At 68.0% G+C, this 22,570-nt stretch carries 9 protein-coding genes; all 9 read left to right on the top strand.

Going from position 1 to position 22,570, the window contains the following annotated elements; translation table 11 throughout:
* Positions 1-323: 323 nt before the first annotated feature.
* Positions 324-1,502, top strand: coding sequence for a substrate-binding domain-containing protein (locus M6E97_RS20315; protein WP_003085359.1), 1,179 nt, complete (start codon positions 324-326; stop codon positions 1,500-1,502).
* 198 nt (positions 1,503-1,700) lie between these two features.
* On the top strand, positions 1,701-14,234 hold the full coding sequence (locus M6E97_RS20310) for a filamentous hemagglutinin family protein (protein WP_033939050.1): 12,534 nt from the start codon (positions 1,701-1,703) through the stop codon (positions 14,232-14,234).
* Positions 14,235-14,625: 391 nt separating this feature from the next.
* Entirely contained in the window at positions 14,626-15,228 is a 603-nt protein-coding gene (locus M6E97_RS31245) for a transposase (RefSeq protein WP_003141137.1), read from the top strand.
* 164 nt (positions 15,229-15,392) lie between these two features.
* Entirely contained in the window at positions 15,393-17,027 is a 1,635-nt protein-coding gene (locus M6E97_RS20300; RefSeq protein WP_023110358.1) for a ShlB/FhaC/HecB family hemolysin secretion/activation protein, read from the top strand.
* 23 nt (positions 17,028-17,050) lie between these two features.
* Positions 17,051-18,898, top strand: coding sequence for a DUF2341 domain-containing protein (locus tag M6E97_RS20295; protein WP_019485096.1), 1,848 nt, complete (start codon positions 17,051-17,053; stop codon positions 18,896-18,898).
* Between the two features lie 10 nt (positions 18,899-18,908).
* A complete protein-coding gene (locus tag M6E97_RS20290) occupies positions 18,909-19,328 on the top strand; it encodes an ExbD/TolR family protein (RefSeq protein ID WP_003085366.1) in 420 nt (139 codons plus the stop codon).
* An 8-nt stretch (positions 19,329-19,336) separates the two neighbouring features.
* Positions 19,337-20,083 (top strand): energy transducer TonB family protein, encoded by a 747-nt coding sequence (locus tag M6E97_RS20285; protein ID WP_003085367.1) that lies wholly within the window; start codon positions 19,337-19,339, stop codon positions 20,081-20,083.
* A gap of 67 nt (positions 20,084-20,150) precedes the next feature.
* Complete coding sequence (locus tag M6E97_RS20280) at positions 20,151-21,857, top strand: putative porin (protein WP_003110840.1); 1,707 nt, start codon at positions 20,151-20,153, stop codon at positions 21,855-21,857.
* 34 nt (positions 21,858-21,891) lie between these two features.
* Entirely contained in the window at positions 21,892-22,554 is a 663-nt protein-coding gene (locus M6E97_RS20275; protein WP_004348169.1) for a hypothetical protein, read from the top strand.
* Positions 22,555-22,570 lie beyond the last annotated feature (16 nt).

Here is a 22,570-nt window from a genome sequence, read left to right as displayed (position 1 = left end):
CGCCAGGGCTCGGGTGCATGTTTCAACGAGGTTGCCCCGAGGGCGCGCCATGGCCGTCGCGGGCCGGCCGCCGGGAGGCGCTCGCGGAACCTCGCAGGTCCCGCGAAAAGGCCCGGCGCAGAGCCTGCGAACACCCGAGGAAAGGCTGCGAAAACAATTCGATGCTCCCGAGATTTTTTCCCCGATCTGTCACCGGAACTTGCGAGTTTTATCCCCAGCGGCCCCTTCGACCGGCTAGGGATGCAAAGCCCGGCAAGCACGGCGCCGCCTCATGCAAGACGACTTCCTCAACGTACCAACACCACGATGAAAGGAGATTCTTCATGTTCAAGCGCTCTCTGATCGCTGCCTCGCTGAGCGTGGCCGCCCTCGTATCCGCCCAAGCCATGGCCGAAATCAACGGCGGTGGCGCCACCCTGCCGCAACAGCTGTACCAGGAGCCCGGCGTCCTGACCGCCGGCTTCGCCGCCTACATCGGCGTAGGCAGCGGCAACGGCAAGGCGGCCTTCCTGAACAACGACTACACCAAGTTCGTCGCCGGCACTACCAACAAGAACGTGCATTGGGCTGGTAGCGACTCCAAACTGAGCAAGACCAACGAAACCAACCCCTATCTGAGCGCCCATGGCTCCGCCTGGGGTCCGCTGATCCAGGTGCCGTCGGTAGCCACTTCGGTCGCTCTGCCGTTCAACAAGTCAGGTAGCAACGCCGTCAACTTCGCAGACGTGAACACCCTTTGCGGTGTCTTCTCCGGCCGTCTGACCGATTGGAGTCAGATTCCTGGCTCGGGCCGTAGCGGCGCCATCACAGTGGTCTACCGTTCCGAGAGCAGCGGCACTACCGAACTGTTCACCCGCTTCCTCAACGCCTCTTGCTCCAGCGCCCTCGAAGGTGGCACCTTCGCCATCACCACCAGCTTCGGTAACAGCTTCTCCGGCGGCCTGCCGGCTGGCGCCGTATCGGCCCAGGGCAGCCAGGCCGTGATGAATACGCTCAACGCCGCCGAAGGCCGCATCACCTATATGAGCCCGGACTTCGCCGCGCCGACGCTGGCCGGCCTCGACGACGCCACCAAGGTCGCCCAGGTGCGCGGCGTATCGCCGGCTCCGGCCAACGTCTCGGCAGCCATCGGTGCCGTTACCCCGCCGACCACCGCACAGCGTTCAGACCCGAACAACTGGGTGCCGGTCTTCGCCGCCACTGCCAGTGCGACCGATCCGAGCGTCCGTCCGTATCCGACCACCGGCTATCCGATCCTCGGCTTCACCAACCTGATCTTCAGCCAGTGCTACGCCGACGCTACCCAGACCCAGCAGGTGCGCGACTTCTTCACCCGTCACTACGGCGCCAGCGTCAACAACGACACTGCGATCACCAACCATCGCTTCGTGCCGCTGCCGGCTTCCTGGAAGCTTGCCGTACGCCAGTCGTTCCTGACCTCCACCAACAACCTGTACATCGGCCATTCCAACGTCTGCAACGGCATCGGCCGTCCGCTCTAAGACGCTCCAGTCCACGGGCGATAGCGGAGACCGGCGGTGCGCAAGCACTGCCGGTTTCTTTTTTCCGGCGCTTAGCCGCTTTCCATGAACTTTCCGTGACAAGACTTCGGCCCGCCCGGTTGCGGGCTGTCTTTCTATAAGGAATGCGCGTTGGCAAGCCGACGCGTCGAGTTGAACACGCCCAAGGAATCTCGCGTCATGCCGTCTCGTCCGTTCGTGCCGTCGTCCCCCGTCACCGTTTCGCTCGATGGCGGCTTGCCGCGGCTGAAACCGCTGGCGCAGATCATCGCCTTGCTCATGGTTGCAGGTGGCGCCCAGGCTTCCCAGCCGTTCAGCGCCGCCTGGTTCGCCGCCAAGGGCGCCCAGCAGAGCGCCGGGGCGGCGCGTCCGGGCGCGCAGTTGCCGGGCATGACGCCACCGCCGCTGGCCCAGCAGCAGAAGGTCAACCAGCAGTTGCAGCGTTCGCTGCAAAACCTCAACAACACCGTGGCGGCCATCGCCGCGCAGCAGGCCGCCCAGGCGGCGGGACGCCAGGCTGCGCTGGCGGCGCCGACGGACATCCCGGACGGCCTGGGCGAGGGCGGCCTGAAAGTGGACGCTTCCCTGCCTTTCGAGCAGGCCTGGCAGAACGCCAAGGCGCCAGTGCAGTCGCAGGCCGACGGGCGTACCACGGTGACGGTAGAGCAGACCGCGGATCGGGCGATCCTCAACTGGGAAACCTTCAACATCGGCCGGCAGACCACCCTGCAGTTCGACCAGCAGAGCAACTGGGCGGTGCTCAACCGGGTCAACGACCCGAGCGCCCGGCCGAGCCAGATCCAGGGCCAGATCAAGGCCGACGGCACGGTGATGGTGGCCAACCGCAACGGTGTGGTGTTCAGCGGCAGCAGCCAGGTCAACGTACGCAACCTGGTGGCTGCCGCCGCCAGCATCAGCGACAGCCAGTTCCGCGAACGCGGCCTGTATTTCGACGCCAACGGCAGCCAGCCGAGCTTCACCGACGCCGCCGGCGCGGTGCGGGTGGAGCAGGGCGCCTTGCTGCAGACCGCCAATCCGGCCAGCTCCACCGCGGCGGGCGGCTACGTGCTGTTGCTCGGCAGCGAGGTGGAGAACGCCGGGCAGATCGTCACGCCCAAGGGCCAGGCCACCCTGGCGGCGGGCGACAGCTTCTACATTCGCCGTGGCGTCGGCACCGATGGCAACCTGCGCTCTACCACCCGCGGCAATGAAGTGGCCACCTCCCTGGCCGCTGACAGCGCCGCCGGCCGGGTGGTCAACCAGGGTCTGATCCAGGCCGCCACCGGCGACATCACCCTGACCGGGCGCCAGGTCCGCCAGGAGGGCGTCGCTCTGTCCAGTAGCTCAACCGACGTGCGCGGCACCATCCACCTGCTCAACTCGGCCAGCGACGCCAGGGGCAGCGTGGTCCTGGGCGAGGGCAGCACCACCGCGGTGCTGGTCGATGCCAGCGGCGCCGGCGCCCTCGACAGCCAGCGCGACGCCGCCCAGCAGGCGCTGGATGGCACCACGCCGACCAACAACGTGATCGGTCGTTTCGACAACCTCAGCCGGGTCGCCGATCGCAGCGAGCAGTCGCGGGTCGAGATCGTCAGCGGCGGTAGCGTGGATTTCCAGGGCGGCTCGCTGACCCTGGCCAGTGGCGGCCAGGTGGCGGTCAGCGCGGCGGGCCGGAGCCTGCTGCGCGACGGCGCGCAGGTGGACGTCGCCGGCGCCGTCGGGGTGAAGGTGGCGATGGAAAGCAACAACATCCAGATCAACGTCCAGGGCAACGAGCAGCGCGACGCGCCGGTCAACCGCGACGGCGGCGGACTGGCCAGCAATGATGTCTGGGTCGATGCCCGCGAACTGGTCCTGGTTCCGGCCGGCACCAACGGCTACGCCACCGATCGCTGGTATACCGCCGGCGGCCTGCTGGAACTGGGTGGCTACCTTGGCACGCGCAACCATTCGGCCGGCGAGTGGATGGCCCAGGGCGGCACCCTGACCTTCACCGGCGGCGAACTGGTGAGCCAGCCCGGCTCGACGGTCAACCTCTCCGGCGGGACCCTCGATGTGCAGGGCGGCCTGATCCGGCAGACCTGGCTCAAGGGCAGCGACGGACGTCTCTACGAAATCTCCCGCGCCCCCGGCGACCTGCTCTACGAGGGCATCTACCGCGGCTATGAGGACAGCAGCCCGCGCTGGGGGCAGACGCGCTATTTCTACAATCCGCTGATCGCCCCGCAAAGCCGTTACGAGAGCGGCTACATGGTCGGCCGCGATGCTGGCCGCCTGGTGGTCGGCACCGCTTCGGCGGTGCTCGAGGGCGACCTGCTCGGCAAGGTATTCCAGGGCGAGCGCCAGGTGCGCGCGCCGCAGCCGGGCGCGGATGGCTACCAGCAGGCGCAGAACGCAGTGGCGCGCGGCGCCGAGCTGATCGTGGGCAGCTATACCCCGCGCTACGAAAGTGCCAGCGGCAACGTGCTGTACAACCTTGCGCCGACCCTGCAGCAGGTGCGCCTGGCCGATGGCGGCGAGCCGCTGGCGGCGAACCTGGACCTGGATACCGCGCTGGCCGACGAACAGCGGGGCGTCCTCCTGCTCGACAGCGAACGGCTGTCGGGTTTCGAGTTGGGGGCGCTGCGCGTGGCCGCCCGTGAGCGGATCGCGGTGGACAATGCCCTGCAGGTCAGCGATGGCGGCGAGATCGTCCTGTACGCGCCCGAGGTCGAGGTGAACGCCGACCTCACGGCGCGCGCCGGCAGTTTGCGCCTGGGCAACGTGCTGGAGCAGGTGGAGGTAGCCCGTGGCGAGCGGATCGATACCTATCTCACCCCCGCCGCCGGCCAGCGTGCCGCCCTGACCCTGGGCGATGGCGTGACGCTGGATGCGCGTGGCCTCTGGAGCAACCAGGTGCAGGGCGGCGTGGATGCCGATCGAGCTCATCTCGACGGCGGGCGGATTTCCCTGCGTAGCAGCGGCGACCTGTCGCTGGGCGATGGCAGCCGGATCGACGTGTCGTCCGGGGCCGCGCTGCTCGCCGATGGCAAACAGGTGGGCGGCAAGGGCGGCGACCTGACGCTGTCGGCCAATACCGGCTCGGCGGCAGGTGACGGCCGCCTGCAACTGGGCGGCGAACTGGCCGGCCATGGCGTCGCCGGCGCCGGCACCCTGAGCGTCCAGGCGCCGCGGGTGAGCATTGGCGCGGCGGCACAGGACGGCACCCTGGCGTTGGCCGCCGGGTTCTTCGACAAGGGCTTCGCCAGTTATCAGGTGATCGGCGAGCAGGGACTGGAAGTGGCGGAAGGCGCACAGGTGAAGGTGCTGCGTCCGCTGTACCGTTTCCGCGACGACGCCATCAGCGTCGCCAGCGGTGCCGACCCGCTGCTCGCGCTGGAGCCTTGGCTGACGCCGCTATACGAGGAGCGGCCGGCCGACGGCGAACTGCGCCAGCGTCCCGGCGCCAGCCTGTTCCTGCAGGCCGGCAGCCGCCAGAGCGGTGCAGGGCAGGTGGCCGACAGCGTCCTCGACATCGGTCGTGGCAGCCTGCTGGAGGTCGATCCCGGCCAGCGCATCGAGCTGCGCAGCGTCGGCCAGTTGAACGTCGATGGTCGCCTGAACGCCTGGGGCGGCTCGATCGAACTGGGCAGCGTGGCGTTGCCCGATCCGGTGCGCGACCAGGTCGAGAGCGTCGGCCACCAGCGCGCCATCCGCGTTGGCGAGGAGGGTGTGCTCGATGTCGCCGCACGCGCTGCGACCGCGCTGGACTTCCAGGGGCGGCGCTACGGCCAGGTGGCCGATGGTGGCAGCATCGTCATCGGCGGCACGGTCGAACATGCCAGCGGCAAGGCCGATGCCGCCGAACTGTTCATCGACCTGCGCCCGGGAAGCCTGCTGGATGCCTCCGGCACCCAGGCGCTTCTGGACGTGCCCGGAGTCGGCCAGACCCGGGTCAGCAGCGCCGGCGGCAGTATCTCCCTGGCGTCGGCCAATGGCTTGTACCTGGATGGCGAACTGCGCGCCTTCGCCGGCGGGGAAGGTGCCGCCGCCGGCAGCCTGACGCTGGCGCTGGCCACGCCGAACTACCTGACCAGCCTGGCGACCGACCAGGTGCTGCGCCCGCGCGAGCTGATCGTCGGCCAGCAGCGCGAAGCCGCCGGGGAAGGGCGAGACTATGCCTATGGCCATGGCCGCCTGGCGGCGAGCCAGGTACAGGATGGCGGGTTCGGTGACCTGACCCTGTTCAGCGACGGCCTGCTGAGTTTCGCCGGCGATCTGGAGCTGTCCCTGGCGCAACGTTTGCGCCTCTACAGCGGGGCATTGGGGCTTGGCGAAGGCGCCGCCGGCGATAGCCGGGTCAGGTTGTCGGCACCGTCCCTGCTGTTGGCGGGAGCATTCGTCAACGAAGCGGCGGAGAACAACGAAACCCAGCCGCTGTCGACCGGCCTGTTCGAGGTTTCCAGGCAACCTAGCGAGGCGCTCTTCGAAGCCAGCGCGCAGGTGCTGGATATCCGCGACAGCCTGGTCTTCGGCTCGCGTGGCAGTTTCCGCGACGCCAGTGGCGGGACGCAGACGATTGACCGGCGTGGCTTCGACCGGGTCGAGCTGTCCAGCACGGGCGACATGCGTTTGCTGGCGGGGAACGCGACGCCGGTAGAGCGCATCAACACCCAGGTGCTCAGTGGCGGCGATCTGCTCATCCGCGCTGCGCAGCTCTATCCGGGCACCGGGGCGGGCGCGCGGATTCTCGCCGGCTACGGCTACCAGGCCGATGGCGCCGCTGCGGCGTTCGACCCGGCGCGCAGCTTGCGTATCGAGCGCAGCGACGCGACGACGCCAGAGCAGCCCCTGGCGGTCTTCGGTCGCTTGTCACTGGGGGCGGCGAGCGTCGTTCAGGGCGGCGTCGTGCGCGCTCCGTTGGGCTATCTGGAAATCGGCCAGAACGCCGACAAGGTCGAGTTGTTGTCTGGCAGCCTGACCTCGGTCAGCGGCGCCGGCCTGACCTTGCCCTACGGCGGCACGGTAGACGGCCAGGTCTGGCGCTATGCCGGGGAGGAAATCGCCCTGACCGGCGTCGGCGGTAGCTTCAACGAGAGGGGGATAATGGATACCGGGGTCGACCTGGGTGGCCGCTCCGTACGGGTGGCGTCCGGAGCGACGCTGGATCTTTCCGGCGGCGGCGAACTGCTCGGCGCCGGTTTCGTTTCCGGCCGCGGTGGCTCCACCGATGCGCGCTACAACCCGCTGGTGCGTTTCGACGAGGAGGGCCGCTTCGACCTGCCGGGATTGGCCGACAATCCGATCTACGCCATTGTGCCCGGGGTTCAGCGCATCGCGCCGGTGGCCGCCGAAGGCGGCGCCGTCGACCCGCTGGTCGGCCAGCAGATCAGCATCGGTAGCGGCGTGCCCGGCCTGTCGGCGGGAACCTACACCCTGTTGCCGTCGACCTACGCCCTGCTGCCCGGCGCGTACCGGGTCGAACTCAACGGCCAGGCCGGGCTGGGACGGGCAGCGCCCACCCAGCTCATGCGCAGCGGCTCCTGGTCGCTGGCCGGGCAGTTGTCCCTCGTCGGCACCGGGGTGCGCGACGAACTGTTCCGCCAGGTGCTGCTGACCCCGGCGGATGTGCTGCGGCGCCATTCGCAGTACAACGAAACGAGTTACAGCGACTTCGCCATGGCCGATGCTGCTCGCCGTGGCATCCCGCGGCCGATGCTGCCGGTGGATGCGCGCAGCCTGCGCCTTGACCTGCTCGCCGGTGGCGGTGCCGATGCGCTGGCGTTCGACGGCACCGGGCTGTTCCAGGCCGCCAGAGGCGGCTATGGCGGTAGTCTGGTGGTATTGGGCAACAACCAGCGGATCGAGATCGTCGGCGCCGGCGCGCAGGCCAGCGAGGGGTTCCAGGGCGTGACGCTGCGGGCCGACGATCTCAACGCCTTCGGTGCGGCGCGCATGGTGATCGGCTCGACGCCAGCAGTGCTCTACGGGCAAGGCGGCAATTACGTCACCTTCGACATCACCGATGGCGCGCAAAGCATCGTCCTGCGCAATGGCGCCGAACTGGCCGCACCCGAGGTGTTCCTCCTGGCGAATCGGCCGGGGGAGGCGATCAGCCTTGAACAAGGTGCCGCCATTGTCACCCTAGGGCGGGGGGCTGCTGCCTACGATGCACGGGATGGCTTCCTGTATGCGTCGGGAGGGCGTTCCATGCTCGCCCTGTCGAACGGCGTGCTGAACGTCTTGCCACCGGAAGCCGGAACGCCGGACAGTGGTCCCGGCGACATCCTGCTTGGCGTTCCCGCTGCCGATGGTGTGGCCGGCGAAACCCGGCTGTATTCCGAGGGCAGTCTGGTCGCGGCCACCGACAAGCGCTTCGTGCTCGACGGCAGCGTGCGTTACGGCACCCGCAACCTGACCCTGGCGGCGGGCGGCTTCAATGTCGGCGAGCAGGCGCTGCTGGCCGAACTGGCCGAGCGCGGTGTGCTGCCGACCGGGTTGGCGCTCGACCAGCAAGTGCTCGACCGCCTGCTGCAGGGTGATGCGTCGGAGGGCGCGCCGCCCCTGGAGACTCTGGTGCTGAACGCCCGCGACGCGTTCAACTTCTACGGCGACGTCAGCCTCGATTCCTACGATCCGAGCAGCGGTCGCTCCCGCTTGTCGCGCCTGGTGCTGGGCACCCCGGCGATCTATGGCTACGGCGACAGCGACAGCGTCGCCTCGATCCGCACCTCCAACCTGATCTGGAACGGCGCGCAGACGCCGGCCGCCGGGGTCATCACCGGCGGCGCCGGCAGTGGCCAGGGCACGCTGGACATCCGCAGCGAACGCCTGGAGTTCGGCTACGGTCCCTTCAGCCAGCCCAGCGCCATCGACAGTTACCAGCGCCTGGCGCTGGGCTTCGCCACGGTCAACCTGGCGGCCAGCGAGCGGATCACCGCCAACCACAAGGGTAGCCTCGCGGTCTACCAGAGCCAGGGCGAGTATCGGGCTGGTAGCGGCTACGCATACAGCGGCGGCGATCTCAACCTGATCACACCCTTGCTCACCGGCGAGGCCGGCTCGCGCAACAGCCTGCTGGCGGGCGGTGCGTTGCGGGTCAGCGCGGGGGGCGGCGGCGCGGCATCCACCCCGGTCGAACTGGCCAACGGCGCACTGGGCGCCGAACTGGCCCTGGAGGGCGCCAGCCTCCTGCTGGGCACCCGCGTCGGCCTGCCCAGCGGCAAGTTGAGCCTGACCGCGCAGGAGGACCTGGAACTGGGCGCCGGCGCCCAGCTCGACCTAGCCGGGCGCGCGCTGCGTTTCGACGACGTGATCCGCTACAGCTGGGGTGGCGAAGTCAACCTGCTGAGCCACGGCGGCAATATCCGCCAGGCCGGCGCTTCGCGCATCGACCTGTCGGCGAGCAACAACCAGGCCGGTAGCCTGACGGCGGTGGCGCTGGACAGCGCGGCCGGCGTGGTCGACCTACAAGGGCAGATCCTGGCGGCGAGCAGCGGCGAATACGACGCTGGCGGCACCCTGGTGCCATACGCCGCGGGCAGCGTCGAGATCCGTGCCCAGCGGCTGGGCGAGGACGGTACGCCAGACAGCCGGTTCGCCGCTCTCAACCAGCGCCTGAATGCCGGTCAGGTGTTCGGTGCGCGCAGTTTCCAGATCAAGCAGGGCGACCTGAACATCGGCAACGACGTCAGGGCCTCGACGATCGAGGTGTCGCTGGATGGTGGCCATCTGAGCGTGAACGGCGTGCTTGACGCCAGCGGCGAGCAGGTCGGCAGTATCCGCCTGGCCGCCAAGCAGGGCCTGAGCATCGGTGGCGAGGCGCTGCTCGATGCCCATGGGCGGCGGCTGCGGGTGGACAGCTACGGCAAGATCATCGATTCGCCGAACCGCGCGCTGATCGAGCTGAACGCCGGAGACGGGCTGCTCAGCCTCGGCGCCGGTGCCCGTATCGACCTGCGCCACGGCACCGAGGCGGCAGCGGGAAGCGCGCCCGGGCAGAACGACGGCGTCGCCCGCGGCACCCTCGACCTGTACGCGCCGCGTCTGGGCGGGGCGACGGCGGGCGATATCGCCATCGACGCCGGTGCGCCGCTGCAGATCCTTGGTGCCCGCGCCATCACCCTCAGTGCCGTGCAGCGCTACGACGACGCGCCGGTCGCCGCTCTGCCGGCGAGCAACGGCCGGCCGTACCAGGAGATCACCCAGGCCTACCTGGATGGCAAGCACCAGCAGAGCGAACTGTTCATGCAGGCGGCGTTGGCCAATAGCGCCCTGCTCGACGGCAAGCTGGCTGGATTGAACAATGCCACCTACGCGGAAGCTTTCCACCTGCGCCCCGGGCTGGAGATCGTCAGCGCCACGGCCGATGGCGACCTGGTGGTGCAGGGCGACCTGGACCTGTCGGGCCATCGCTACGCCAGTCTCAACCCGCGGACGGCGAAAACCTCGGTATACGGCTCCGGCGAGGCCGGTTCGCTGGCGATCCGCGCCGGCGGCGACCTGAACATTTACGGCAGCGTCACCGACGGTTTCGCCCCGCCGCCGGAAACCGACGACGATCAGGGCTGGTTGCTGCTAGCCGGCCAGGATCACCTGGGCGGCGATCGGGTGGTGCCGACGGCTGGCGTGCGGCTGGACGACGACAGCTTCTTCCCGGCCGGCAAGAGGCTCAACTTCGAACTGCCGATCAAGGCCATGACCCTGGCCGCCGGTACCCGGCTGCCGGTCGAGGCGGTGCTCAGCCAGCCACTGCAACTGCCGGCGGGAACGGTGCTCGAGGGAGCGTTGCTGGATGCCGCCGGCAACCTGCTCCGGCCGGCCGGCAGCCTGCTTGGCGAGGCTCTGGACCTGCCCGCCGGCACCCGCCTCGGCGCCGGCAGCCGTCTGCCGCTGGCGACGCCCGTGACGGGGATGACCTGGCCGGGCGGCGTGCCGCTGCCCGGCCGCGCCACGCTGGCCAACGACGAAGTCGACGGCGTGCGTCTGGCCGGTGGACTGGCCTTGCGCGCCGGGGCCTTCCTGCCGGCTGGCAGCGATATCCGCCTGCCCGATGGCGCCGCGTCGGTGGACGTACGCCCGGCCGGTGCGGTTTCGCACAATTGGGCCATCGCGCCGATGCTGGCGGCCGGTTCGCAGTCCTGGAGCGTGCGCCTGGTGGCTGGCGCCGATCTGCAGGCGGCCGATCCGCGGCTGACCGATCCGCGTTCCAGCGGGCAGATGCGCCTCGCCGATACGCACTACGGCATGCGGCGCATACCGGCGGCGGGTGGTGGGCTGGTATGGACCCAGGAAGGGGTGGATAACTGGGGCGATCCTAGCCTCAAGCCCGGTGATCCACTGGACCCGGAGGCTTTGGGCTACCCGACCATCTGCGACGATTTCCCGACCTGGTGCGCCGCGAGTTCGGGCGGCATGGTGTGGACCGAGGAAGGGGTGGCAGGATGGGGCGACCCCGGCATCAAGCCGGGCGACCCACTGGACCCGGAGGCTTTGGGCTACCCGACCATCTGTGACGATTTCCCGACCTGGTGCGCTGCGTCCAGCGACGACTATGCGCTGGAAGCCGAACCCTACGCTTCGCGCTTCAGCGTGCTGCGCACCGGCACTGGCGATCTCGACCTGTTCGCCGCCGGCAACCTGCGTATGGATTCGCCATTCGGAGTCTACACCGCCGGTACCGCGAGCGCGGTCGATTCCAGCTACAACCTGGCGCGTGCCAGGGACGGCGGCAGCGTTCTGCGCGATCCGGCGCTGGGCGGTTACGAGCAATGGGTGGACGGCGGCGAACAGAGCCTCTACAGCGCTTGGTACCCGGCCCTGGGCGGCAACCTGACGCTGGCGGTCGGTGGCGATCTGCGCGGCGATGTGCTGGGTCGGTTGTCCGGCGCCGTACCCAACGCCGGCTACGACTCGGCGGCCGTCGGCAACTGGCTCTGGCGCCAGGGCAGCGGTTCGACCGCCGGTACGGCCGACCGCACCGCCTGGTGGATCAATTTCGGCACCTATGCGCGCCAGCCGGGCGGCGATGGAGCGGCTGCCGCCACGCAGCAGGTGGGCTTCACCGGCATCGGCACCCTGGGCGGTGGCGATCTGAGCCTGAAGGTCGCGGGCGATGCGGGCGTCATCGAGGCGCGCACGTCCAGCGTTCCGCAGGAAACGTCGCAGCGCAGCCAGGGGCTGGTGCTGGCGGTGGGCGGTAGCGGCCGGGTAGGCGCCGATGGCCAACTGACCCTGAGCGGCGGCGGAGACATGGACGTACGTATCGGCGGTGCGCTCAACCCGTTGACGCCCTTCGATCAGGGCAGTTCACTGTACGGCGCGATGGTCAACCTGCGCGGCAATGCTCAGGTCCGGGCGACGAGCCTGGGTGGTATCGATCTGATCTATGGTCGTCTGGATAGCGATCAGGTTCCGGGCGAACGGCGCGCCTACGATCCCTTCGTCTCGACCCTCGGCCTGGCCAACGGCGGGCCGACGCTGGTGCCGGGCGACGCCACCTTCAGCCTGAACAGCCTGGGTGACCTGGTGCTGCAAGGGGTGGTCGATCCCGGGCGGACGCCGTTGATGAACGGCACCCCCTATACCAGCGCCAGCGGTGTCGAGGGTTACGGCCTGAGCGGTTTCTCGTTGTGGACCGAACGCACGGCGATCGACCTGACATCGGCGGGAGGCAACCTGACCCCGGTTTCCCAAGGTAGGACGGAACAGGACACCGATTCCGCGCTGGTCTATCCGGCGAAGCTGTCGGCCGTGGCGCTGACCGGCAGCCTCTATTATGGCAACGCGACACTCCGCGAAAACGCTCGCAGCGACAGGACCGCGCTGGTCCTGGCGCCGTCGAGTCAGGGCCGTCTCGACCTGCTGGCCGGCGACTCCATCTACGCCGGCGGCTACAGCATCAGCCGTTCCGGCGCCAGCACCGGCAGCCTGGCCACGCCGCTGAATCCGAGCTACCAGGGCTATACCGGGATCACGCGGCAGGTCGACAACCTGTCCAGCGACGGCAGCCGCGCCGACACGAACCACTTCCCGTTGTTCGCCTTCGGCGCCAACAGCGTCTCCGGCGAATGGGGGGCGGCGCTGGAACCGTCGCGCTTCTACGCCCTTGCGGGTGATCTGGTCGGTGTCGACAGTGGCCGGCTGCTGCGCTACACCGGGACCAGCGATGTGCGTTTCGGCCAGTTGCGTTACGAGGGGCATGGTGCGGTGCGCATGATCGCCGGCCGTGACATCGTCAGCAGCGGCACCGGGTTGGGCTCCGAGCGGACCGCGAGCGACAACATGGGGGTCTACGCCAGCAGCGGCAATCTGTTCGTCAATACCTCGGCTACCGACGTGTCGCTGGTGCAGGCGGGGCGCGACATCCTCTACGGCAACTTCAACGTCGCGGGACCGGGCAGCCTGGAGATCAGCGCCGGACGCAACCTGCTGATGAACGACGAGGTGGCGGTCACCAGCCTGGGGGCGGTCGCCGCGGGCGACACGCGCTCCGGCGCCAGCATCGTCCTGCAGGCGGGCGCCAGCCAGGCGGACTACTCCGGCTTCCTCCGGCGTTACCTGGAGCTCGACAACCTGGCGCAGGCAGGAACGCCCCTGGCGGAACAGCCCGGCAAGGTGGTACGGACCTACGAAAACGAATTGATCGAATGGTTGAGCGGGCGTTATGGCTTCAGCGGCGACGCCCAGCAGGCGCGGGAGTTCCTCGCCGGCCTCTCGGCGGAGCAGCAGCGGATCTTCGCCCGCGAGGTGTACTTCGCCGAGCTCAAGGCCGGCGGCCGCGAGTACAACGAGGTCGGCGGAGTGCGCCAGGGCAGCTACCTGCGCGGGCGCAACGCGATCGCCGCGCTGTTCCCCGAGCGCGATCCGGCGGGCAATCCGATCAGCTACGAAGGCGATATCGTCATGTACGGCGGTGCCGGCGTGCATACCAACTTCGGTGGCGACATCCAGTTGCTCACCCCGGGTGGGCAGCAGGTATTCGGTATCGAAGGTGAGGCGCCGCCGTCCACCGCCGGTGTGGTGACCCAGGGCGTTGGCAATATCCGTTCCTACGCCCTTAGCAGCATCCTGCTCGGCCAGAGCCGGGTGATGACCACCTTCGGTGGCGATATCCAGATCTGGTCGGCCGAGGGCGACATCAACGCCGGGCGCGGCAGCAAGACCACCGTGGTGTACACCCCGCCGCGGCGCATCTACGACGCCTGGGGCAACGTCAGCCTGTCGCCGCAGGTGCCCAGCACCGGCGCCGGTATCGCCACCCTCAACCCGATTCCCGAAGTGGCGCCGGGCGACATCGACCTGATCGCCCCGCTCGGCACCATCGATGCCGGCGAGGCGGGCATCCGGGTCTCCGGCAACGTCAACGTGGCGGCGCTGCAGGTGGTCAACGCGGCGAACATCCAGACCCAGGGCCAGTCCAGCGGCATTCCGCTGGTGGCTTCGGTGAATACCGGTGCGTTGACCTCCGCCAGCGCCGCGGCGAGTTCCGCGACCCAGGCGGCGGAGGACGTCAGTCGCCAGCAGCAGGCCGCCGCGCGGCAGCGCATGCCGTCGGTGATCACGGTGCAGGTGCTCGGGTTCGGCAACGAGCGCCTGGAGCCTTCGCGCGACGGCGCCAGTCGTTCGCCGGGCTACAACCCGGACAGCGCCGTGCAGGTGCTCGGCGCCGGAGCCCTCGGCGAACAGGCGCGCAGCCAATTGACCGATGAAGAGCGCGGCAACCTGATCCTGTAAGGCACCGCCGCGGAGGCACGATACCCGCCAGGCCCTCCCCACGGAGGGCCTTTTTTTCGGCGAACTTCCGAGGCGCTGGTCGATTCTCGGGTGAATGCCCGTTCGTCCCCGCCGGCGGCGCGCGAACGGCCGGTCGCATGAAGTTTTCATGACAAAAGTTCGGTGGTGCGGCGGGGTTGCCGTCAAACAGGTGTGAATGAGGAAAACGGAATTCAGTGGTGAAAGGCAGGGACGGGAACGAAAGGAATCGGCCATTTCCCGGTTGCGCTGACCGGTTGCTGGAAATGAGCGTGTCGTTCGAGCAAGACGCGTTCCGCTCTGAAACAAGAGAACAGTATCCGCTAACGGCCGTGGTCACTCCGGTGAATACGGCGAAGGACGGTGAGTATTGATGGAAAGTTACTCGAAAGTCGGTATGCAGGAACTTGACCAGCGCCTATCGAAGATCGTCGAAGCCGCACGCAAGAAACCGGTATCGGTTTATCGATATGGGGCGCCATGGGTCTGGATAGTGTCCCAGGAAGATTGGCAGGGTGCGCTCAAGGAAGTGTCCAGCTATATACCGCCGGGACATTCCCTGGCATTGCTGAAACCGCAAATAGAAAGTCTCCTTGGCGAAGAGGCGAAAGTCCTCTTGGCGCTCGCCCGCGAACATGGCATGCAGTTGGCCCCGGAGCCGCTGATCCACGCGCTGCTGCTGCAACTGCTGTACGCGATTCCCAGCGAGCAGCAGTTGTACGAGCAATTGAACTACAACCTGCTGTATCGCTGGTTCGTTGGCCTGGAAATGAAGCAGAAGATCTGGAGTTTTCCGGTTTTCGTCGGCGATATAACCGTCCTGCTGAACAGCGCGGAGGCGGTAAGGATAATAGGCAGGATTATCGGGGAAGTGATTTCCGGGGATCTCATGCAGATGCCGGAATTCTCCCTGAACTTCGCCTTGTTGCATACATGGCAAGCGCGCCATGGCGGAGCGCGACGGCTGAATATCTAGCGCGAAAGTGAAAATAGAAAAGAACGAAATTTCATAAGGGCGGGGCGCTGTTTTTAACAGGTTGTTCATGCGTCATCGCTAGTTTGTTGTCTTTCATAGAACTGTTCGATGAACGGACTTGTTGCATTAGAACAATAAGTCCCGATGGAACTTCGGGGGACCGTGTGAAGCGTTCGCTGTTCAATTGTGCGCACCCGTTTCGCCAGCGCTGGTCGATCGGTTGCCTGGCTGTCGCATTGTCGTGCGCTTCGCTGGCCGACGAGGCCCCTCCCGCCGCGGCGGGAGCCGAGACCCAGCGTCTGGTGGACATCAACGAGTACGTGGTACGCGGCAACACCGTGCTGGACAACCGCGCCATCGAGGCGGCGGTGTATCCCTTCCTTGGACCGCAGCGCAGCCTGGGCGACATCGAGGGGGCGCGCGATGCGCTGCAGGCCGCCTACCAGGAGAAGGGCTACCAGTCGGTCTACGTCGAGCTGCCGGAGCAGCAGGTGAGCGGCGGGGTGGTCTACCTGCAGGTCACCGAGACCACTGTCGGTCGCGTTCGGGTGGTCGGCGCCAAGCACTATTCGCCGGTGGAGTTGCGCGAGGAAGTGCCGGCCCTGGAGGAGGGCAAGGTACCCGACTTCGCCCAGGTCCAGCGCGAGCTGGCGCAGGTCAACCGCACCCCCGGCCGCCAGGTGCTGCCGATGGTGCGCGAGGGCCAGCGGCCCGGCACCATGGACGTCGACCTGCAGGTGGAAGACAAGAATCCCTGGCACGCCAGCATCGGCCTGAACAACGACTACAGCGCCGACACCCGTCACTTGCGCTCGGTGGTTTCGCTGGGCTACGACAATCTCTGGCAACTCGGCCACGCCATCTCGCTGACCTATTTCACCGCGCCGCAGGACCAGGACAACGCCAAGGTCTGGTCCGGCTCCTACACCGCGCCGCTGAGCCAGCGCTGGAGCGTGCAGCTGTCCGGCTACCAGTCCGACAGCGACGTGGCCACGGTGGGCAGCATGAATGTGGTCGGCCAGGGCCATTCCTATGGCGTCGCGGCGATCTACAGCCTGCCGGTCACCGGCCTCTGGTCGCACTCGTTCTCCTTCGGCGTCGACTTCAAGGACTTCGAGGAACAGACCCGGATCGGCGGCAACAACGACAGGGTGCCGATCAAGTACGCCCCGCTGACCCTCAGCTACAACGGCTTCCGCTACACCGAACGTTCCCAGTTGGCCCTCGGCCTGAGCCTGGTGGCCGGTACCGGCAGTCTCCTCGGCTACGGCGACGACGACGAGGAATTCGACCGCAAGCGTTATCGCGCCAAGTCCGGCTTCGGTGTGCTCAAGGGCGATCTCAACCACACCCTGACCTTCGGCGGCGACTGGCAGGTGGCGACCAAGGCGGCCTTCCAGCTCGCCTCCGGGCCGCTGATCTCCAACGAACAGTTCGCTGCCGGCGGTGCCACCAGCGTGCGTGGCTACCTGGCGGCGGAGAACACCGCCGACGACGGCTACCTGCTCTCCCAGGAATGGCGTACGCCGTCCCTCGGACGCTTCCTCGGCAAGCGCGCCGGCAGCTATGTCAACGACTGGCGCTTCTACGTGTTCGCCGAGGGCGCGCAACTGCGCCTGCAGGATGCGCTGCCCGAGCAGGACGACGACTTCAGCCTGGCCAGCGTCGGCATCGGCACCCGCGCGCAACTCGCCGACTGGCTGTCCGGCAGCCTCGACTGGGCCTTCCCGTTGCTGGAAGGGACGAACACCGACAAACACGACTCGCGCCTGCATTTCAGCGTGCAGGCGAGCTTCTGACGCTGACCCCGGAGTAACCCCACATGTATCGCTTATTGCTGACATCGCTGATCTGCCTGGGCCTGCTGGCCCCGGCCAGCGCCAGTGCCTGGTGGCAGGACGACTGGCAGTACCGCAAGCAGGTCTCGGTCGATACCACCCCGCAAGGCGCGGCGATCAACGACAGTCTCGGTCGCCTGCCGTTGCTGGTGCGTCTGCATACCGGCAACTTCACCTTCGACGGGGTCAACGAGAACGGCTCGGACATCCGCTTCGTCGCCGCCGACGACAAGACCGTATTGCGCCACCAGGTCGAGAGCTTCGACCCGCTGATGGGCATGGCCCTGATCTGGGTCGACGTGCCGCGGGTGGAGGGTGGCCAGCGCCAGGACATCTGGATGTACTACGGCAACGCCAAGGCGCCGGAGAGCGGCAACGGCCAGTCGGTGTTCGACCCGGACTACACCCTGGTCTATCACTTCGACGGTGCGCCGGGCACTCCGCCGCGGGATTCCACTGCCTACGCCAACAATGCGCAGACCGCCGCCGGCAGTCCGGTGGAGGGCGTCATCGGTCGCTCCGCGCAACTGCTGGGCCAGCCGCTGCTGCTGCCGGCCAGCCCATCGCTGGCGGTGAGCGCCGGTGGCACCTTCAGCTTCAGCGGCTGGGTGCGTCCCGACCAACTGGCCGGCGAACAGGTCCTGCTGTCGCGCCGCGAAGGCGGCAACGTCCTGTTGGTCGGCCTGGCCCAGGGCGCGCCCTTCGTCGAGCTGAACGGTCAGCGCGCTGCCGCCAGCCAGGCCCTGGCGCAGGGGCAATGGCAGCATCTGGCGCTGGTCGCCGACGGTACCCGGCTGGCGCTGTATCTCGGCGGTCGCGAAGTCGCCAGCCTGGCGGCGGCGCTGCCGGCGTTCAGCGGCGCGATCGCCATCGGCGCGGAAGGCCAGGCTGCGCCTGCGGTCGCCACCGAAGCGGCAAGCGGGGAAGGTGAGGCGAGCGCCGCGGCGCCGACCCTGCAACCCTTCCAGGGCGCCATCGACGAGTTGCGCCTGTCGAAGATCGCCCGCCCGGCGGCGCTGCTCCTCGCCGACGCCACCGCCCAGGGCGCCGAGTCGCGCCTGGTGGCCTACGGGGTCGACGAGAAGCAGTCCGGCTTCGGCTTCGGCAAGCTCGGCTTCCTGCTCAACGCAGTGCCGCTGGATGCCTGGGTGATCATCGCGATCCTGGCGCTGATGATGGTCCAGTCGTGGGTCATCATGTACCGCAAGAACCAGAACGTCGGCCGCGTCAGTCGTGCCAACGGGCTGTTCCGCGAGCGCTTCGCCGAGGTCGGCACGCGCCTGGAACTGCTCGCCGACGACCGCGAGCTGGCCGCCCGCCTGCAACACTCCTCGCTGTGGCGCCTGTACCAGGTGGCGGTGAAGGAGATCCGCACCCGCCGCGAGCAGGGCGCCGACACCTCTTCCGTCTCCGCGGCCACCATCGAGGCGATCCGCGCCTCCATGGACGGCGTGCGCACCAAGGAGAACCAGCAGCTCGGCTCGCGCTTGTCGAGCCTGTCCAACGCCATCGCCGGCGGCCCCTACATCGGCCTGCTCGGCACCGTGCTGGGGATCATGGTGGTGTTCCTCGGCACCGCCATGGCCGGCGACGTCAACATCAATGCCATCGCCCCGGGCATGGCCGCCGCCCTGCTGGCCACGGCCATGGGCCTGTTCGTCGCGATCCCCGCGTTGTTCGGCTACAACCGCCTGGTCACGCGGAACAAGGAAGTTAGCGCGGACATGCGGGTGTTCGTCGACGAGTTCGTCACCCGCCTCGCCGAGGTACATGGCGAAAGCCAGCTCAGCGAAGTGGCCCATCGTCGCAACGGCCAGCCGTTGCCGGCCTGAGGAGAACGCCATGGCTTCCGTGAACAGCAGCCACGACGATGACGACGACGGCGCCGTCGACAGCATCAACATCACCCCGCTGGTGGACGTGCTGATGGTGGTGCTGGTGATGTTCATCCTCACCGCCACCGCCCAGGTCGCCGGGATCCAGATCAACCTGCCGAAGGCCAGTGCCACCGTGGCGCTGTCGCAGCCCAAGACCAAGGCGATCTCGGTGAACGACGCCGGCCAGGTGTTCCTCGACGCCTACCCGGTGACCCTGCCCGAGCTGGAGGACCGCCTGCGTACGGAGAAGGCCCTCAACCCCGACTTCCCGGTAGTGGTCCGCGGCGACGCCACGGTGCAGTACCAGAAGGTCATCGAGGTCCTCGACCTGCTGCGCCGCCTGGAGCTGTCCCAGGTCGGCCTGGTCACCGGCAAACCGACCTGAGGCCCGGGATGAACATGTCCGCCGATCCCAAGCACACCCCCGAGCCGAAAAATGCCGCGCCGCTGTCCATCGACGGCCACCCGGCGAACCCGACCCTGCGCTACCTCAAGTGGGGCCTCGGCGCGCTGCTGCTCGCCGGCCTCGCCTGGCTGGTCTGGGAGTGGGCCAACGACATGAGCGGCGTGCGCCGCGAGGCGCCCAAGGTGCCGGCGATCATCCCGCTGCCGCCGCCGCCTCCGCCGCCGCCGGAAAAACCGCCGGAACCGGAGCAGCCGGTGGAAGAGGAAAAGATCGTCGAGCCGGAACCGCAACCCGAACTGGAGGAGGTCAAGCCGCAGGAGGAAGCGCCGCCGTCGCCGGCCGACGACTTGGCCGACCCGATGCAGATGGATGGTGACGCCCAGTCCGGCTCCGACGCTTTCAACATCGGCGCCGGCAAGGGCGGCGGGATGGCCGGTTCCGGCGGCGGTCGCGCCGGCAACGCCAGCTATAGCCAGTACCTGGCCTACGCCTTCCAGCGCCTGCTGCGGGACAACCCGGAGCTGCGCAACCTGGCGTTCCGCCTGCAGGCGGAGATCTGGCTGAGTTCCTCGGGGGATATCACCCGGGCCGAACTGACCCGCTCCAGCGGCGACCCCGAGACCGACCAGAAGGTGCTGGCCGCGCTGCGCGCCGCCGGCCGCCTGGAAGAACGCCCGCCGGCTTCGCTGACCCTGCCGGTGCGCATCGCCCTGCAGGGCAAGCGGCCGGGATGAGAAGACGCCAACCCAGAACGATTTCCGGCAGGCGACTGCCTTGAAGGACCTTAGGAGCCGTACACAGATGAACGCGAAAGTGAACCGACTGGCGCTGGGGATGGGCGTCATGCTCGCCGCGCTGGCCGGCCAGGCGCAGGCCCAGCCGCCGGCGCCCTCGGAGAACGCCACGATCAACCTGATCCGCCTGTTGGTACAGCAGGGCGTGTTGAAGAAGGAACAGGCCGATGCGCTGGTCAGGCAGGCCGAGGCCGAGGCGTTGCAGGCCCAGCAGGCGCGCCAGGCCGTGGCGCCCGCGGCGGCCGTCGCCGCGGTCCCCGGGGAGGTCCGCGTACCCTATATCCCGCAGGTGGTGCGCGACCAGATCCGCGACGAAGTGAAGGCCGAGGTAATGACCCAGGCCAAGGCGGAGAACTGGGCGCAGCCCAACGCCTTCCCGGACTGGGCCTCGCGCATCAGCTTCGACGGCGACGTGCGCCTGCGCTACGAGTCGCGCTCCTTCGGCAACGGCAACAGCAACCAGATCACCGACTTCGCCGAACTCAACGACGACGGTCCCTATGACGTCAACCCGAATACCAGCTCGGGCCTGCCGCCGCTGCTCAACACCCGCGAGGACCGCGACAGCCTGCTGCGCCTGCGCGCGCGCTTCGGCCTCAAGGCGGCGCTGTCGGAAAGCTGGAGCGCCGGCATCCGCATCGGCACCGGTTCGGACAACAACCCGGTGTCGACCACCCAGACCCTCGGCGGCGGCTTCGGCAAGAAGGACCTCTGGCTCGACCAGGGCTACCTGACCTGGAAGCCCAGCGAGCGCCTGAGCCTGACCGGCGGGCGGATCGCCAATCCGTTCCTGTCCACCGACCTGTTGTATTCCAACGACCTCAACTTCGACGGCGTGGCGGCGATCTTCAACCAGCCGCTGAGCCGCGATGTCTCGCTGTTCGGCACGGTCGGCGCGTTCCCCGTGGAGTACAGCTCGGACACCGCCTCGTCGAACGGTTTCGACAAGGAAGACAGCGACAACAAGTGGATGTACGGCGCGCAATTGGGCGCCACCTGGAAGATCAACCCGCAGCACAGCCTTACCGGCGCGCTGGCCTACTACCGCTTCGACGATATCGAAGGGCGGCGTTCCAGCCCCTGCCGGCCCTGGGCGGGAGATCCGGAGTGCGACACCGACGGCAGCCGACCGACCTTCATGCAGAAGGGCAACACGGTGTTCCTCCTGCGCGACATCGTGCCCAACCCGGCCGACCCGGCGAACACGCCGAACCCGCAGTACGTCGGCCTGGCCTCGGAGTTCAACCTGCTCGACCTGAACCTCGGCTGGGATGCCGAGCTGCCCAACGACTTCAAGCTGCGGGTGGCCGGCAACTACGTGCACAACCTGGGCTACGACGAGGGCGACATGCGCAAGCGCGCCGGCGGTGTGGCGCAGATCGCCAACAACCTCGGCTCCGATGGCGACATCAAGAGCGGGGCGAACGCCTGGATGCTCCAGTTCACCCTGGGCAACGCCCTGGACATGCGCGACGCCGGCGACTGGCAGGTCTTCGCCGCCTACAAGTACATCCAGCCGGATGCCCTGCCGGACGGTTTCAACGATTCCACCTTCCACCTTGGCGGGACCAACGCCAAGGGCTACATCCTCGGCGCCAGCTATGGCTTCGACAAGCGCGTCTACGGTACCGCGCGCTGGCTCAGCTCCGACGAGGTCTACGGCGCACCGTTCTCCATCGACGTCCTGCAACTCGAGGTCAACACGCGCTTCTGAGCGCTCCTCGAGGCAGACCATGAAGAGGCAGACCATGAACACGCGACCTTTCTCATTACCGATCTGGGCCCAGGCGCTGCTCGCCGGGGCCGCCTTCGCCGCCTACGCCAGCCAGGCGGCCTACGCCGACAGCCTGGAGGAACGCCTGCGCACCCAGTTGCGCAGCACCACCCAGCAACTCCAGGCGCTGCAGACCGAACAGGCCCAGGCCACCGCGGCGAAAGCCGCGCTGGAAAGCCAGCGCGATGCGGCGCTGGCCCAGGTCAAGCAACTGAGCGCCGAGCTGGCCCGGGCCAAGGGCCAGGCCGAGCAGCTCTCGGCCCAGCAACAGGGCTTGCACGACCGGGCGCGGCAGATGGTCGAGGCGAGCAACGAGCAACTGGGCAAGTACAAGCAGGCCTACGACGAGTTGCTGGTCATGGCGCGAGCCAAGGAGGCCGAGCGGCAGAAGCTCGACCTGGCGTTCCGCGAGCACGACCAGCAGTTGCAGCAGTGCACCGCGAAGAACCGGGAAATGTATGGCGTGGCCAAGGAGATTCTCGGCGCCTACGAGAACGTCAGCGTCGCCGAGGTGATGAAGATCCGCCAACCGTTCGCCAGCGGTGCGCGGGTGAAATTCGAAGAGATGGCGCAGAAGCTCGGCGACGATCTCTACAAGACTCAGGTCGAGAACCGCCAGGCGGCGCTCGCCCAGTGAAATCCGATAGCAAACC

This window comes from Pseudomonas sp. B111, from assembly GCF_026428275.1.
Lineage (GTDB): Bacteria > Pseudomonadota > Gammaproteobacteria > Pseudomonadales > Pseudomonadaceae > Pseudomonas > Pseudomonas aeruginosa.
Note: the sequence above shows the minus strand (reverse complement) of the source record. Positions and strands in the feature narration are given on the sequence as shown.